A 15,017-nucleotide genomic window follows, 5' to 3' on the forward strand; every position below is an offset into this window, starting at 1 on the left:
AACAGTTAAGCAACTATCCGCACAAGTCTGTTCTTGTGCGGATTTTTTAATAATCAAAGGAGAAACAGATGATAAAAATGATTCGTACGGGTCTCATTTCTACAGTAATGGTTGTTTTAATGTGCGGCGGTGTGTTTGCGCAGGGGACTTTTGTTCCGCAGGGGAGCGCGGTGGTTTCGGCTCTGCACATAAGATATAAGGATGCGTGTAGTCAGGCCCGCCCATCTATTACTTTAACTAATATAACAAATGAGACAATTCGGGTAAAAGTCACAATGTTTGATCACACAGGTGATGATATTTCGCATTTTGGGACTGTATATACAGGGTCAAGAACATCCGCGTCAGCACAAATGGTCACAACAGGTGAGAATGTTTTTGAGATTCCGCCACATTCAGCGAGGCGCTACTCAGGGTACAATAGGCATACCGCCCCAATATATGTGTTTGGGTACGCCAAGATTGAATGGTCTTCTAATGATCCGCAGTTAATGAAAGCTCTTGTCGCAACGTGCATTCACTATGAATCTTCGAATGTTAGCAGCTCTCATAGTTGGTCTGCAGAAAGATATCTTATCAACAACGGCCAGCCCTTCTAAATTAAATAAACCGGCCCGCACAAGCGGGCCGGTTTTCTTTTTTCTCTATTCCATATTCAAATACTGCGTAAAATCAGCATGCAGCATCTTCTGCAATTCATCCATATTATCCGCATCAACTTCTGCGAAGATAAAGGCGAAGACCGGATATTCGCGGTAATCAATCTCTCTTAATTCAAGCGGCTTGGAAAAGTTGGATTTGAATCTATCGTAATCAACAGATTTGATTTTCGAACGGTCTACAGCGGAATCAATCTCACCGATAACCATGGCGTAGACTTTGCCATCGCAGCAGCCGGATATTTTCTCCCAATCCGGTTTAAGTCCGCCCATGAAATATTCATAGGGATTGATGCCGTATGCAAAGTGGGCCAGATCGGTAACGCACCAGCCTGCGAAACGCATGGGGTTGACCTCAATGACACCTAGATTGCCGCGTCCATCGGTGCGTAATTCAATATGTATGGGGAAATTCTTCAGCTCTGCCCGTTTGCCGATCTCCTGAAGCAGGTTCAGGAATTCATCATGATGCTTGTTGATGATCTCGGTGGAGGTGATGTAGCAGCGGTCGCTGACATCATCACTGGAGGCAAAAAGGTGGCCGAGAATATTAATGATTACCGGATTGCCTTCTGCATCAAAGTAGGCATCAACAGCAAATTCTTCGCCTTCAATGCATTGCTCAATGATGAAGTTGTCCAGCTCCAGCACCTTCGCCGGATACATGGTTTTTATCTGCTCAACTTCGTTTTTAATTGCGTCTACTGCCTGATGCCATCCCTCAATTGATTCCACCATGTGCACGCCAAGGCTGAAAAAGCCAACAGATGGCTTTATTACACAAGGAATGGGCAGCTCTTCCGGCTTAACAGAATCCAATTCTTCAAACTTTACTGTACGGTAAAAGAAATCAGGATACATATCGCGGACCATATCGCGGAATGCACTTTTGTCCTTGAATGAGCGTATCTTTTGGGACAGGTCGCCGCTGGTCAGGTTGTTGTCGATCCAGTCGATGGCGTTTTCAGAATTTGAGTAAACAGGCTGGTTGCTGTTCTGAGTGTATGCTTCAACGAATTCCCGCTCTGTGCTTAGTGAAATTGAGCGGCCTTTAAATATTTCGTGGGCGACTTTATTTCCAAGTACGGGCTGTCCGATTTTAGCCAAGGTCTCTTTTAATAAATCTGATACATATGGTTTTTCCAGAATGAACATTGTGCTTTCCTCTTAGGGCTGGGTTTCAGCAGGATTAATAAAGATAATACCAGCCAAGCACAATAGTGAAAGGAAAAATACAATCAAAGATACAGAAAACTAAAAAGACAGGGTGTCAGAATGGAAGAAGGAAGGAAAGGAGCAGGCCCGATTGCATTTGTTTCCAAGGTGCCGGGGTAAACGGTTCGTTTGAACCGTACAAGATTGAAACAATTTCTGCATTGGTCCGTATGCTTCATTACGGGCTTTCACCGTAATCGGGCCTGCGCGGGGAAAATTCTGAGGGGGATCTTGTCCCCCTCGGTAAATACTTTGTCTGTTCGGCTTTGAGTTTGCAGCTCCACCTGCGTGCCTTTGGCCGAATGTCTACAGGATAAACGGTTCAAACCTTTGCCAATCCATGACCTCTGTTATGCAAAATGATCCGTATGCCTGTGACAAAACATTTGTACATTCGGCCTGCGGTTTGCAGACTCACAGGCCGAATGGAACTTTCTATTTACATAGCAGCCTTGTAGATTGCTGCAACAGCTTCGTCAGTCATGCATCTGGGGTTGGTGAGACCACATGCATCTTTCTGTGCGTTGGCAGTCATAGTCGGGATATCCTTTTCGGAAACCTTCTTGCCGTATTTTTCACCGAGAGCCTTCAGGCCTGCGGGGATACCAACGTCAGCGGAGAGCTGGCGGATAGCATCGAGTGCTGCATCAGCTGCGTCGCGTTCGTCCATGCCGCTGGTATCAACGCCGAGCCATTCAGCGAGGATAGCGAAACGTTCAACATTAGCGATCAGGTTGTGCTGTTCAACGTGGGGCAGCAGGATAGCGTTACATTCGCCATGAGGCAGGTCATAGAAACCACCGAGCTGGTGAGCCATGGCGTGTACGTGACCAAGGGATGCGTTGTTGAAGGCCATACCGCCGAGATACTGGGCGTAGCACATGCCTTCGCGGGCATCGATGTCCTGACCGTTAGCAACTGCGCGGCGCAGGAATTTGTTGATCAGGCGGATGGATTTTTCAGCACAAGCGTCAGTGATGGGAGTAGCGATGGTGGAAACCCAAGCTTCAACGGAGTGGGTCAGTGCATCCATACCGGTTGCTGCGGTCAGTGCCGGAGGCATGCCCATCATCAGCAACGGATCATCAAGAGCGATACCGGGGGTAACGCGCCAGTCAACGATAGCCATCTTAACTTTGCGGGAAGTATCAGTGATGATGCAGAAACGGGTCATTTCAGAAGCAGTACCTGCGGTGGTGTTAACTGCAACATAAGGAGGCATGGGGTTGGTGGATTTGTCAACGCCTTCGTAGTCGTGAATGGTTCCACCGTTAGCAACAACAAGGCCTACGCCCTTACCGCAGTCATGGGAGCTACCGCCACCGAGGGTGATCAGGGAGTCACATTTGTTGTCCTGATAAGCTTTTACACCGTCAGCAACGTTTTTGTCAGTGGGGTTGGGAATTGTGTCATCGTAGACAACGCAGTCCATGCCTTCAGCCTTAAGAATGTCAACGATCTGCTGGGTGATACCAACGCCGGTGATACCTTTGTCAGTTACGAGCAGAGGCTTTTTACCGCCGAGAGCCTTGATGCGAGCGGGGATTTCTTTGTGTGCACCAATACCGATAAGGGTTACACTGGGAATGAAAAAACCATTTACTTGTTCACGTACTGCCATTTTGAGACCATCCTTGTAGCTTTATAGGTTTTTGAAGGTTGGGCCTGTCGTGTACTTATTAACGCTTTCTATAAGGCAAGACGTGTGCCAAAATTGGTAGTCTTGCTATTACAGATGGTTACGTCGTTTCTGCGTTTTTTGTGCTGAATCATTTCTGATCTATTTTGGCTCCTAGTATTGCTAAAAGTAATGTGAAAAATGTAACAAGAATGACAAATGTGTTATACTACATGGGATAAAGTTAGTGTGTGTCAATATGAACCAGCAATGTATGGCTGTGTGTCAGATGGCACTTGTGCTTTTCTTAGCATGTATTTGCAGTTGCTAAAAGTCTCTTTTTAGTATTTCTGTATTAGAATTTATATTTTTAATTTTGTTGATCAGCTAATCAATAGTTTTTCTTTGTTTATTGCTTTCCTATTTGTTATGATTTTAGCTTTTTGCATTAACGCTAAAAGAAAAGCCGCCCTGCATTTGCAGGGCGGCTTTAAGTTTAAAATGACAGTAAGGACTAATTCAGCTTCTCAAGGGCTTTAATTATCTGGCCGAGGTCCGGTCTTTTATTAATGTCGTGTACATCGATGTAGCGAAGTGTTCCTTTTTTATCGATGATGAAGATGGCCCGTTCAGTAATGCCTTCCGGTCTGAGTATCCCATATTTTTTTGCTGCTTCTCCATGAGGGTAGAAGTCAGAAAGTACTGGAAACCACAGCCCGTCTTCACTCATTTGCGTTGTCCAGGCGTATAACGATGGAATGTTGTCGGCTGATATTCCGATGACTACGGCATCGTGCATTTCAAACAGTTCGCGGGCGAGATTGTATCCCGGCCATTGATCGGAGCAAATCGGAGTGAATGCGGCAGGGACAAATGAGATCACGACATTTTTTTTACCCCGGTAGTCCGATAGACTGACCTTGTTGCCGGAAATGGCTGGCAGGGTAAAGTCCGGGGCTTTCTCTCCGACTTTAACTTTTAGTACGCTGTCCACTGCTTTAAGTGGATGTTGTTTGTATATTTGTTCTTCAGCCACTTTGGCCTGAACAGGTGCCTGGGCCAGCAGCAGGAAGGCTAGGGTGCACAGAATGGTTTTGATCATATCCGGCTCCGTTAAAGTTTGTTGTTAATTGTTTGCATGAATCTTTCTGCGGATTCAAATGGTCCCTCATGGGAGAGCAGTACTTTAAATTTTCCGCCGTCATTTTGCAGCAGGAAGAAATGAGGAGTTCCGGGCTGGCCTACTTTATCATGAATCTCGAGTTCCGGATCAGCAAAGATTGGGAATTTCACGTTGAATTTCTCTTTGAAAAAGTCAATTTCGAACTCTGTGTTTCCAGCAGCAAGTCCGATTAGCTTAACCTGCTTTTCTGATGCTTTTTCAAGACGCTCAAACAAGGTATTTACGTTCGGTGCTTCTCTTTGGCAATGCGGGCAGTACATGCTGTATACTTCTACTAAAAGATATTTAGCATCAATGTCGCTGATTTTCCATGGACCGTTGCCTTTGAGGGCAAGATATTGTTTTTGAGTTTCAGTTATCTTTCCTTCAAGAGGTATTTCCGGGAAATCCATTCCGGACTGGATCGGAGTGGCGTAAGCCATTGAGGTTACAAACAATGTAACAATTATTAAAACAAAGCAGATTTTGCGCATTAGAGATCTCCTTGGGAGTTTATTGAAAGTATATCCTGCCTGAACCGGGGAGGAAGTCCAGCTTTGATACAGCTGGAGTTAGTTTGGCACTTGAGAGGTATGGAATTGAATATAAAAAGCCGCCCTGTTAAATACAGAACGGCTTGCATAATTAATTGTAAATCAGAATTTACAAATTATATTTATCAATCTTGCGGTACAGGGTCTTCCTGCCTATTCCCAAAGACTGAGCCGCCTTTTGGCGATTTCCATTGAAAAAATCGAGGGCCTTGATGATGTGCTCTCGCTCCATGCGCTCCAAAGAAAGGATTCCGGCTTCGCCTTCGCGTTCGGGCTGGTCGGCTATTTCCTTGGGCAGGCAGGAGCAGGTAATTGTGTTGTTATCGGCAAGGATGATGCTGCGTTCCAGAACGTTCCTGAGCTCGCGGACGTTCCCGGGCCAGTGGTAGGAAAGCATGCATTGCATGGCTCTTTCGCTGATTGTATATTCGCCTTGTCCCATCTGGAAGCCGAGTTTGTTGATGAAAAAGTCGATGAGCAGCGGAACATCTTCGCGCCGGTCTTTAAGTTCCGGCAGGCTGATGTTGAATACGTTGATGCGATGGAAGAGTGCTTCATGAAATCTACCTTCCTCAACTTCTTTGGCGAGGTTGCGGTTGGTGGCGAAAAGGAAGCGGATATCAACAGTGCGTTCGTCCTTTTCTCCGACCCTGCGGAAGGTATGGGATTCGAGCACACGCAACAGGGAAGCCTGCACTTCCATGGGCAGCTCCCCGATCTCATCGAGAAAGAGAGTCCCGGTATGGGCAAAGGTCATCAGCCCGTCGCAGTTTTCCGTAGCTCCGGTGAAGGAGCCTTTGGTGTGGCCGAAAAGTTCACTGCGCGAAAGTTCTTTTTGCAATGTGGCGCAGTTCTTAACGATCATGGGTTTAGCCGAGCGCTGGCTGGCGCAATGGATGGCATGGGCTACCACATCTTTACCTGCCCCGGATTCCCCGGTGATCAGTACCGGCACATTGGTGGGCGCTACCTTATTAATAAGATGGCGGATCTGTTTGATGGGACTGGAGCTGCCGATGAGCTGTGAACTGGCCGTCTCGCATTGCTGTGAGTGGCGGTAGCTGCGGTTTTCACGGGTCAGGCAAACCCGTTGCCATGCACGGTCAACAACCAATTCAACCCGGTCAAGGCGGAAGGGCTTGGTAATGTAATCGTAGGCACCGATGCGAATAGCTTCAACAGCGTTGTCGATATTACCATGTCCGGTGATCAGGATCACTTCCACATCCGGTTCCATATCTTTGAACTCGGTGAGCAGTTCAAGTCCGTCCCCATCCGGAAGGCGGATATCGGAGACAATTACTTCGTAACGTTCCTTGCGGACCATTTCCCGGGCCGTTTTAGCGCAGTTTGCAGTCTGGACAATGCGCTCCGGGCTGGACAGTTCCTTGCTTAGCAGTTTTAGTATTGATTCTTCGTCGTCTACCACAAGAACTTTATATGATTCAGCCATCTCTTAATCTCTCTGCAGTGGGAAAAGTACCGTAAAGCAGGACCCTTTGCCCTCTTCACTGTCTACTATGATTTCGCCGTTGTGTTCGCGTACGATGTTGTAACAGGTGGATAGCCCGATTCCGATTCCCTTGCCAACCTGTTTGGTGGTGAAGAAAGGTTCAAAGAGCAGACCACGGCTTGCTTCGGGGATGCCGCAGCCGGAGTCGCTGACACGGACTCCTACGTGTTTGTTTTCAACGAATGTTTCAATGTTGATTTTACCGTTATGCTCAATGGCATCAACCGCATTGGTCAGCAGGTTGAGAAGAACCTGTTTGAGCTGTGCCTCATTGCCGAGTATGGATTGCATGGGAGAAGCCAGTTTAACATCAAGCTCCATCTTCTGGTAGCGCCGGAACTGGTGGTCCAGCAGGCGCAGGGTATCTTCTGCAACCTGATTAATATCCACAGGTATGAATTCCGAGGCTACCGGACGGCTGAAAGAAAGCAGGGTCTTGACGATGTCCTGACAACGCAGACACTCTTTGAGGATTGTGTTGGTGTAGTCGTAAAGATCTTCTGCAAGTTCATCGGGGATTTTGTCATCCAGCCGGGTCAGCCTGCGCTGGATGCCTTCGGCAAATCCGGCCACAGCAGCCATGGGGTTGTTTATTTCATGGGCTACCCCGGCTGCAAGAACACCGATAGTTGCCATTTTCTCAGCCTGATAAAATTTAGCCTGATATTCCTTTTCCATGGTTACATCGCGCTTGAAGATGAGGATGCGGTCTTCCTCGGTGCCGGGAGTTTTAAGCGGAGAGGCTACCATGTCGAATTGCAGGTTTTTGCCGTCAATGCGAAATATCGCCGTATCCTTGCAGACCGAGTTGGTGGATAAGGATTTGAAAGCCGGACATTCCGGGCAGGCTTGTCCGCTTTCCCTGAACAGGGTGTAGCATTTCTTGCCAATGGGATTGAGACCGGGAAAAAGCTGTTCAAAAACACGGTTTACAGAGATGATTTCCAAGTCTTCGGAAAGAACCATCATAACATCGGTTATGCCGTCGAGGATGGCCGCAATCTCACAGCGCTGATCTTCGGATTCGCGGTTGATTCCCTTCAGTTCTTGTATATTCTGCTGAAGTTCCTGAAAAAAATTAAGCTTGTGATGTTCGATGCCTATCAGGTCGTGCAGTGCTGTCTTGTTACTCATTACCAAGCCTCCGCACATATAGACATCAATTCTTGACAGTCAGCTTCCCGCGGGTTGGTTACTGTGCAGGCATCTCTAGCCGCAAGACGGCAGATTTCTTCCATCTGGTCATTGTCCGGTACAATGTCGCGTAAGCGCATGGGAATTCCCAATTCCTCGAACATGGATTGCAATATCGTACTCAGGTCCCGTTTCTTTTGCTTCATCGGGGCCGGACAACTATTGTTGATAGTCCGGGCAATGGTCTCCATTTTCCTTTCAGCGCAATGTTTATTGAAGCGTACTACAGAAGGGAGCAGGATTGGCAAGGTTAAGCCATGAGTAACATCGTAACGTCCTCCGAGTGAGTGGGCCAGAGAATGTCCGACCCCCAGTCCCGCATTACTGAAGGACATGCCTGCAGCGGTGCTGGCAATGGAGAGGTTCTTCAATGCTTCAGAATCTTTGGAGTTTGCAGCCGTCTTGATGTTTCCGGCAATGAGCCTGATAGCCGTCAGGGCCTGTGATTCAGTGAAAGGGGAAGCCAGCCGGGAAACATACGATTCAATGGCATGGGCCAAAGCATCCACTGCCGAGGCGAGGATGAGCTCGCGGGGTTTGGTCACCAGCAGGTCAGGGTCGATGATGGAAATATTGGGAACCAGTGAACGGCTGATGATGGCCATCTTCACCTTACGCTTCTTATCGGTGATGATGGCGTATTGCGAAACATCAGAACCGCTTCCTGCGGTTGTCGGTATAAGGATCATGGGTGGCAGGGGACGGCTGATGCGGTTGGCACCTTCGTAGTCGTGAATTTCTCCGCCGTTGCTGACGATAGTGGCAATGCCCTTGGACGCGTCGATGGGGCTGCCTCCGCCCAGTCCGATAATGACATCGGCCTTGTTGTCACGGTAAAGCTGTGCTCCCTGTTGAATCTGGCAGGCTCGCGGGTTGGCAGTCAGGCCGTCGAAATATATGCAGTCCAGATTGGCGGCTTTAAGAAGATTGATGATGATTCTTACCCAGCCGGATTCTTCCAATCCTTTATCACTGACCAGCAGGACCCGTTTGGCTCCCAGTCTTTGGGCGCATGAAGCCAGATAGGTGATGCTGCCGTTTCCGAAAATTACTTCCGGTATGGCGAATTTGGTTACCTGCATATATTTCCTCTTCTTAAATTATGTCTATCTCTATATAATTATTGCATTGTTTGATTGTCTGCCTGCATGGGAAATAAGTCAAGGTCAGGGTAATCGACCTTAATCCGGCATCAGTGTAAGTAGCTGGTCGCCCAGCCCCGAAGTGGGCGGCAGATTATAAGCCAGTAAGTTGAAACCTCCTTTATTTCGGGCGATAACTGTCGCATGGCAGTAGTCCGGTTTCATCCTGAAAATATTGTCCAGCGGGAAGCCCAGTACAATATGCATAATTGTTCTGATTACTCCGGCATGGGTGACCACAATTACCGGAGTTTTGTCATCAATGCTTTCCAGAAAAGAGCTGACCCGGTTCTTTAGATCATTGAAGTTTTCCCCGCCCGGAGCGCGGAAACCGGCTATGTCCTCTCCGCGCTTTTGGTAGTCCTGTGGATACCTTGCTTTCAGTTCAGTAAAGTCTACTCCATCCCATTCTCCAAGATTGATCTCTTTGATTTCAGGGACATGAATCGCCTTTTGCGAACATCGCTTTTCAATAAATGATACAGTCTGAACTGTTCTGCTCAGGGGACTGCAATAGATACGCCGGGGGTGGAAGGTGTCTAAGGAATCAGCCAGTTGCGCTGCCTGAGTAAATCCGTTTTCTGAAAGATGCAGGTCAATCTGACCCACAGCACGGCCCTTTCCGCCTTCAATCTCACCGTGGCGGATGAGAACAATCATACAAGTTCCTTGGTCATCAATCGGGGCAGGTGGCAGAGAATGTTGATGCCCGCTTCCTGTTCATATCTTTGGAGCAGGTCTTTGGCTCGCGAAAGTCTGCCGGTAATTGCGGTTACGGCTTCGTGGTCATCTTTCCATCTTTCGAGGGTTTTTCCATAACGTTGGTCCAGAGAGACAGGGGTGGTACCTTGGAAAAGCTTGTCGGCCAGAAATACTATCTCCTGTTCCGTAAGCGGTGATTCGGGTTTTATGTCCGTGTCCCTGTGGGCGGCGACAATATCAGCAATGCCGGAAAAACCGTACCCTGCGAGAATAGCCGCTCCTGCCGATTCGTGGTTGCGTTTGAGCTTGGCAATGTCGTGCATTAGTGCTGCACATTTGACTACATTCAGATCCAAAATTTTTTGGTGGCTGCGGGTTTTATTCAAGGCTTCAGCCATGAGGCAGGCTGCTTCGGCTACGGTTTTACAGTGTTCACGGGTCTGGTGCGGAGTGTCGGCCAGTTCCCAGAGAGCTTCGCACTCCTCCGGCAGGGGAATGCGGCGGCGTGAGATTGCCCGGGCCTTTTCATAATCTTCCGGTGTGTCCAGATCGCGTAGGATGCCGAGGTCCGGCATGCTGAGTTCCCGGGCATTTTGGTCATGCCGTTCGAGGACAGCACGCAATCCTCCTTTTCCGTCATGGGCAAGGATTTCCGGAATCAATTTCGCGCTGATCAGAGGGGGGTGTCCCCGTTCGCCACGGAAACAGGGATAAATGATGTCTGTCGGGGCAGATGTATAATCAAAGGTCAGGGCCCGGATTGTTGAGGAACGCACCAACGGGATATCTACAGGGAGGACTAGAAATGCAGCGGTGTCTCCCGGTAACCCTTGAACTCCGGCTCTGACCGACGAAAACATACCCTCCGCATAATCCGGGTTGAAGATTTCATGCATGCCCAGCACTCTTGCTTCAGCTCCGACCTTATCCGCCTTGTGTCCGGTGACAACAAAGACATCGGAAGCACCGCCGTTAACCAGCGAGCGGATGCAGCGTGAAAGAACAGTACAACCGTCCAACGGAAGCAGTGCTTTCAGCTTGCCCATGCGCGATGAAAAGCCAGCCGCCAGAATCAGTCCGTAAATTTTCATGTTCAACCCCCGGCACGTTTTTGGATTAATTCTCCTACAATTGATACTGCGATTTCTTCAGGTGTCTGTGCTCCTATTGAAAGGCCGATCGGGCAGTAGCAACGGTCGATTTCTTTCTGCGCAACTCCCTCATCGCGCAGGGCATCGTATATAGCGTTGCGTTTTTTGGAACTGCCGATCATTCCCACATAGCGGGCAGGGGTGGCTAACGCCTGCCCCAGCACAGTCTTATCGTGTAAATGACCTCTGGTTACGATGATTATGTATGAATTATCGTTAACTTCCAGCCCGGCAAAGCAATCTTTGAAATCGGGCAGGACATGGATTTCAGCAGCCTGCGGGAATCTTTCCCTGTTAGCGAAATCAGCCCGGTCATCAAGGACCACAGTGCGGAAATTAACTGCTGAAGCCAGCTCTGCCGTGGGTCGGGAAACATGTCCGGCACCGAAAATATAGAGGTCCGGCTGAGGAATAAATGCTTCAGTGGTAAGCAGTGATCCTGCAATCTTCTCCATTACCGGAGTGCCGGATTTAAGGGCAGCTTCAAGCAGTCTGGTTGCTTCTTTTTCCTCTGCAAATTGCAGCTCCGGCAACTGGCAACATGGACGTACGGCCTGTCTTTCCTTGATAGATCCATCTTCTGAAACAGTGAAAAGCACTGAGTGCTTGCCACTGCGCAAAGCCTCATTCACAGCGGAAAAAACAGCTATGGTTTCCTCTTCCGCAGGAAGGTGCTCCAGCATTACCTCAACATGACCGCCGCAGATCATATCCGCATTGGCGGCAAGTTCATTGGAGAGGTCGAATTCGCGGAAAGATACCGTATTTGCCGGTTCATTAAAAAGTTTTGCGGCCTCTTTCTGGACCAGCGCTTCGACCAGACCTCCTCCGATGGTTCCGTCAATGGAGCCGTCGCGCATGACTAGCATTTTGCTACCCGATGAACGGGGAGTGGAGCCGGAGCTTTTTACAATTGAAGCCAGAATGAGATCATTGCCGGACTCAAGCTGAGTACAGAGATTGGAAATAAGTTTTTTCATAGGTTACCGGCCTTTATCGGGTTTACTGTTATGGAGCGCTTGCCGAAACCGGAATGAATGGTTCCATCCTGATTAGCAAGTCTGGCTGAGATTTTCAAATTGTGGTTGGCACAAGCCTGCTGGATTTTCGGATAGTCCATAACCAGTTGTTTTATTTGCGGACCTGGTTTGGCTCCGGGCAGTACATCCAGTTTGAAAGACAGGGACAGTTCATCGGTATGATAATCAACTGTGAAATCGAGAATTTCTTTATGGGCAAGGATAATATTGTTCAGTTCTGCCAAGTCCAGTCGGCTTCCTCCGGGCAGGATTATGCCGTCATCGAGCCTGCCTTCCACTGCTCCCAGCCTGCGCAAAGGCAGGCCGCAGGAACATTCATCTGGCACTATGCAGCCGACATCCCCTGTGCGGTAACGAATAAGCGGCATAGCCCTGCGGGAAAGGGTGCTGATTACTATTTCGCCTTTGTGTCCGTCAGGAACCTGTTTTTCTGTAGCCGGGTTGATGATTTCCACAAAGAAATCGGGTTCGCGCAGGTGCATGCCTGAACCGGAGTGACACTCCACTCCGCCGCCAAGGCAGGTTTCAGTCATACCCCAGTGGGAAAATACTTCGCAACCGAAGACACGGGCAATCGTCTGCATACTTGTCTGAGGCAGCACATCCCAGCAGAGCAGCACCGAGCGGACATGGTTGATGGTGATTCCCTTGCTTTCCAGCATCCGGGCCAAAGCGTGAATCTGGATAGCCGGACCTAAGATGCAGCTGGCGTGGCTGTCGAGCAGCAGATTGAGCAGGGTACTGATATATGAAGGATTAACCGGGAGTACGGTTTCCCCGCCCAGTAAAGAAATTGATTCCGCAAAGAGTGAACCTACTCCTCCGGGCCGGGAGTCAGGCAGTATGGCCAGAATGGTTTCTCCTTCTTTAAGCATGGAGGACATTCCGTACTGGAAAAATTCGATAGTCCGCTCAAGGTCTCCTGCGGTGAAAAAAAGACGTTTGGGTGGCCCGCTGGAACCGGAACTGGCTAAGGTGACGGCTCGGGCGACTTCATCCTGTGAGACACAGAGAAAATTTTCAGGTCCGCTGCGCAGGTCGTCGGCAGTAGTGAAGGGTATTTTTTCAAGGTCCGCAGGAGAGTGTACGGCCCCGGTTTGAATTCCGGCCAGTCGCTCGTGGTAGAAGGGACAGTTCTTTACAGCTTGAAACAGTGTCTGGCGTAATGACGCAAACTGCCATTCCTGCAGTTCGCGCAACGAGACAGGTTGTATATCGGGATCACGGCCCATGCGCAGATTGAGCCATTTACCCAGTGGGCGTTCAGTCATCAATCATCCTCCTGTATAAGGTGGAGCCGTCCATGGCGGTAAGATTGTAGGCACAGAAAGGAATCAGTCTGCCGTTGGGATCGGCTACATGGATACAACACCCTTTTAAGCGGTCAAGGTCAAGTGTCCATGCATCCTGAAATGCCATTCCCGATATGGCTAGAATGTGTGTTTTGGCCCGGTTCAAAAAGCGGTCAAGGTCGTCTTGCGGTTTTTTACACTCGCAGGTTTCTTCCGGGGCAGCCCATTGACGGCGCACGAAAGCCTTGGATTTATCTGCCCCTTCGGAAGCCGGTTTCGGGGTGCAGCAGCCTTCCTTCTTAGCGGAAAGTTTTTTTAAGCTGCCGTCCTCCATTACCAGATAATTTGCGTGGAAGGAGCATAGAGAATGTTCACAGCCCGGGGGCATGAAATCATTCCTGTGGACCAGTTGACCGCTTTGTTCTTCAAGGGCGGTCATGATCTCGGGCAGGGTGATGCGCATATCGTCTGAAGGCGGGGCGGGATAGCGCCCGAAATAACTGACCGGCTGGAAATGTACTCCGCGTACACCCGGAGCATATGAAACAGCCAGCTTCAGGATTTCTCCGATGTCATCGTCGTTCACTCCGGGAACAACTGTTGGCACCAGTACTACCCCGATCCCCGCCGCAGTGAGGTTTTCAATTGCTTTTATCTTTTCTTCCAGAAGGTTGCGGCCCCTGATGGTCTTGTAAATATGGTCGTTTGTGCCGTCGAATTGCAAGAATGCGGAATCAACCCCACCTGCAGCCCAGCGTTTGGCCAGTCCGGGGTCCTGAGCTGCGCGCACTCCATTTGTATTGACCTGCACAAACGGAAACCCCTTTTTTTTGGCCAGTTCGGCAATGCGTGGGAGGTCGTCGCGAACAGCCGGTTCGCCGCCGGAAAGCTGTAAGTTGCATGCCCCGGCAGTGGCACGGACTTTTTGCAGCAGATTGTCCAGTTCAGGGATGGTCGGATCAGCCGGAACTTTTTGGCCTGCTGAGGCAAAGCATACCTTGCATTTCAAATCGCAACGCCATGTAATTTCCACCAATGTGGTGCAGGTATGCTGGTTGTGGTCCGGGCAAAGACCGCAATCAAAAGGACAGCCCTTACTTTCAGTTGTATCCATTACCGGAGGAGCCGAGGGAATTTTAGGGCGTGACCAGCCGGAAATTGCGGGCTCCCCACGCCAGAAGGGAGTGCTGAACTTACCGTGTTCCGGACATTCTTTTACAATGCGGCTTTCACCGTTTTCAGTAACCCTGCGGGCAGAAATTTTTTTAAGGCAAACCGGACAAAGGGATTCGGTCTCAGCAACATCAAAACTAATATCCATCAGAATCATCCCTTCCAACAGCTGGATCAAATCCGTTTTCCAGTAAAATGTTCACGAGTTGAGCGTAAGCTTCACCGAGCAGAACTCCACAGCGGTCCGCTCTCGGTGATCCGCATTCACCGCCCAGAATATCGTTGCATTTTATACCGCCGAATTCTGTGCTGACTCTTTCTTTGAACCATTCACGGAAAGTTTCCACCAGCAGGGGATAATTGTCTTCAGCCGCCTCAACATCGGTGCCTTTGCCAGCGTAAAGTCCCAGTGCGCAAAGACCGCCGTTTAATATGCCGCAGGTTCCGGCGCAGTCGCCCATGCCCATGCATAATCCCTGTGCAGCGCGAACAAGGTCAGGATTTTCCTGCTGTAAATTATCAAGGCAGAGAATTATCATTATCTGGGCGCAGCAATAACCAGCACCATTAAGTTGCATTATTCTAATATCTGTATCGGTCAT

Annotated in this window: 14 protein-coding genes; 1 reads left to right on the forward strand and 13 read right to left on the reverse strand. The window is 49.2% G+C overall.

Annotated features, from left to right (window positions below):
- Positions 1 to 68: 68 nt before the first annotated feature.
- A complete protein-coding gene (locus ACNI23_RS16805) occupies positions 69 to 599 on the forward strand; it encodes a hypothetical protein (RefSeq protein WP_420250432.1) in 531 nt (176 codons plus the stop codon).
- Positions 600 to 644: 45 nt separating this feature from the next.
- On the opposite strand, the gene ACNI23_RS16810 is transcribed toward ACNI23_RS16805, so the two are convergent.
- The 13 genes from ACNI23_RS16810 to ACNI23_RS16870 all read right to left on the reverse strand — a co-directional run bounded on the left by ACNI23_RS16810 (position 645) and on the right by ACNI23_RS16870 (position 15,017).
- Positions 645 to 1,814, reverse strand: coding sequence for an ATP-grasp domain-containing protein (locus tag ACNI23_RS16810; protein WP_420250433.1), 1,170 nt, complete (start codon positions 1,812 to 1,814; stop codon positions 645 to 647).
- Between the two features lie 499 nt (positions 1,815 to 2,313).
- A complete protein-coding gene (locus ACNI23_RS16815; RefSeq protein WP_420250434.1) occupies positions 2,314 to 3,495 on the reverse strand; it encodes an iron-containing alcohol dehydrogenase in 1,182 nt (393 codons plus the stop codon).
- 511 nt (positions 3,496 to 4,006) lie between these two features.
- The gene (locus ACNI23_RS16820; RefSeq protein ID WP_420250435.1) at positions 4,007 to 4,594 is read right to left on the reverse strand and encodes a peroxiredoxin; all 588 of its coding nucleotides are present in this window, start codon (positions 4,592 to 4,594) and stop codon (positions 4,007 to 4,009) included.
- Positions 4,595 to 4,605: 11 nt separating this feature from the next.
- Positions 4,606 to 5,148, reverse strand: a complete 543-nt coding sequence (locus ACNI23_RS16825) for a peroxiredoxin family protein (protein WP_420250436.1) — start codon at positions 5,146 to 5,148, stop codon at positions 4,606 to 4,608.
- A 169-nt stretch (positions 5,149 to 5,317) separates the two neighbouring features.
- Positions 5,318 to 6,661: a sigma-54-dependent transcriptional regulator gene (locus tag ACNI23_RS16830; RefSeq protein ID WP_420250437.1), complete on the reverse strand. Its 1,344-nt coding sequence runs from the start codon at positions 6,659 to 6,661 to the stop codon at positions 5,318 to 5,320.
- 3 nt (positions 6,662 to 6,664) lie between these two features.
- Positions 6,665 to 7,855 carry a two-component system sensor histidine kinase NtrB gene (locus ACNI23_RS16835; protein ID WP_420250439.1) on the reverse strand — a complete coding sequence of 397 codons (1,191 nt, stop codon included), beginning with the start codon at positions 7,853 to 7,855 and terminating at the stop codon, positions 6,665 to 6,667.
- Positions 7,855 to 8,997 carry an iron-containing alcohol dehydrogenase gene (locus ACNI23_RS16840; RefSeq protein ID WP_420250440.1) on the reverse strand — a complete coding sequence of 381 codons (1,143 nt, stop codon included), beginning with the start codon at positions 8,995 to 8,997 and terminating at the stop codon, positions 7,855 to 7,857. Before ACNI23_RS16840 ends, ACNI23_RS16835 begins: the two co-directional genes overlap by 1 nt.
- Before the next feature lie 99 nt (positions 8,998 to 9,096).
- A complete protein-coding gene (locus ACNI23_RS16845; protein ID WP_420250441.1) occupies positions 9,097 to 9,717 on the reverse strand; it encodes a histidine phosphatase family protein in 621 nt (206 codons plus the stop codon).
- Positions 9,714 to 10,850: a DVU_1551 family NTP transferase gene (locus tag ACNI23_RS16850; RefSeq protein ID WP_420250442.1), complete on the reverse strand. Its 1,137-nt coding sequence runs from the start codon at positions 10,848 to 10,850 to the stop codon at positions 9,714 to 9,716. Before ACNI23_RS16850 ends, ACNI23_RS16845 begins: the two co-directional genes overlap by 4 nt.
- A 2-nt stretch (positions 10,851 to 10,852) precedes the next feature.
- Entirely contained in the window at positions 10,853 to 11,890 is a 1,038-nt protein-coding gene (locus ACNI23_RS16855; RefSeq protein ID WP_420250443.1) for an XdhC family aldehyde oxidoreductase maturation factor, read from the reverse strand.
- Positions 11,887 to 13,221, reverse strand: coding sequence for a DVU_1553 family AMP-dependent CoA ligase (locus ACNI23_RS16860; RefSeq protein WP_420250444.1), 1,335 nt, complete (start codon positions 13,219 to 13,221; stop codon positions 11,887 to 11,889). The genes ACNI23_RS16855 and ACNI23_RS16860 overlap by 4 nt, the downstream gene beginning before the upstream one ends.
- The gene (gene trsS, locus ACNI23_RS16865) at positions 13,214 to 14,563 is read right to left on the reverse strand and encodes a radical SAM (seleno)protein TrsS (protein ID WP_420250445.1); all 1,350 of its coding nucleotides are present in this window, start codon (positions 14,561 to 14,563) and stop codon (positions 13,214 to 13,216) included. Before trsS ends, ACNI23_RS16860 begins: the two co-directional genes overlap by 8 nt.
- Positions 14,553 to 15,017, reverse strand: coding sequence for a DVU_1555 family C-GCAxxG-C-C protein (locus tag ACNI23_RS16870; protein WP_420250446.1), 465 nt, complete (start codon positions 15,015 to 15,017; stop codon positions 14,553 to 14,555). The genes trsS and ACNI23_RS16870 overlap by 11 nt, the downstream gene beginning before the upstream one ends.

Source organism: Maridesulfovibrio pacificus (SeqCode) (assembly GCF_048612815.1).
Classification (GTDB): Bacteria; Desulfobacterota; Desulfovibrionia; order Desulfovibrionales; family Desulfovibrionaceae; genus Maridesulfovibrio; species Maridesulfovibrio pacificus.

Coding starts and splice junctions, on each gene's coding strand:
- ACNI23_RS16805 (WP_420250432.1), top strand. CDS start 69: ATGATAAAAATGATTCGTACGGGTCTCATTTCTACAGTAATGGTTGTT.
- ACNI23_RS16810 (WP_420250433.1), bottom strand. CDS start 1,814: ATGTTCATTCTGGAAAAACCATATGTATCAGATTTATTAAAAGAGACC.
- ACNI23_RS16815 (WP_420250434.1), bottom strand. CDS start 3,495: ATGGCAGTACGTGAACAAGTAAATGGTTTTTTCATTCCCAGTGTAACC.
- ACNI23_RS16820 (WP_420250435.1), bottom strand. CDS start 4,594: ATGATCAAAACCATTCTGTGCACCCTAGCCTTCCTGCTGCTGGCCCAG.
- ACNI23_RS16825 (WP_420250436.1), bottom strand. CDS start 5,148: ATGCGCAAAATCTGCTTTGTTTTAATAATTGTTACATTGTTTGTAACC.
- ACNI23_RS16830 (WP_420250437.1), bottom strand. CDS start 6,661: ATGGCTGAATCATATAAAGTTCTTGTGGTAGACGACGAAGAATCAATA.
- ACNI23_RS16835 (WP_420250439.1), bottom strand. CDS start 7,855: ATGAGTAACAAGACAGCACTGCACGACCTGATAGGCATCGAACATCAC.
- ACNI23_RS16840 (WP_420250440.1), bottom strand. CDS start 8,997: ATGCAGGTAACCAAATTCGCCATACCGGAAGTAATTTTCGGAAACGGC.
- ACNI23_RS16845 (WP_420250441.1), bottom strand. CDS start 9,717: ATGATTGTTCTCATCCGCCACGGTGAGATTGAAGGCGGAAAGGGCCGT.
- ACNI23_RS16850 (WP_420250442.1), bottom strand. CDS start 10,850: ATGAAAATTTACGGACTGATTCTGGCGGCTGGCTTTTCATCGCGCATG.
- ACNI23_RS16855 (WP_420250443.1), bottom strand. CDS start 11,890: ATGAAAAAACTTATTTCCAATCTCTGTACTCAGCTTGAGTCCGGCAAT.
- ACNI23_RS16860 (WP_420250444.1), bottom strand. CDS start 13,221: ATGACTGAACGCCCACTGGGTAAATGGCTCAATCTGCGCATGGGCCGT.
- trsS (WP_420250445.1), bottom strand. CDS start 14,563: ATGGATATTAGTTTTGATGTTGCTGAGACCGAATCCCTTTGTCCGGTT.
- ACNI23_RS16870 (WP_420250446.1), bottom strand. CDS start 15,017: ATGACCGATACAGATATTAGAATAATGCAACTTAATGGTGCTGGTTAT.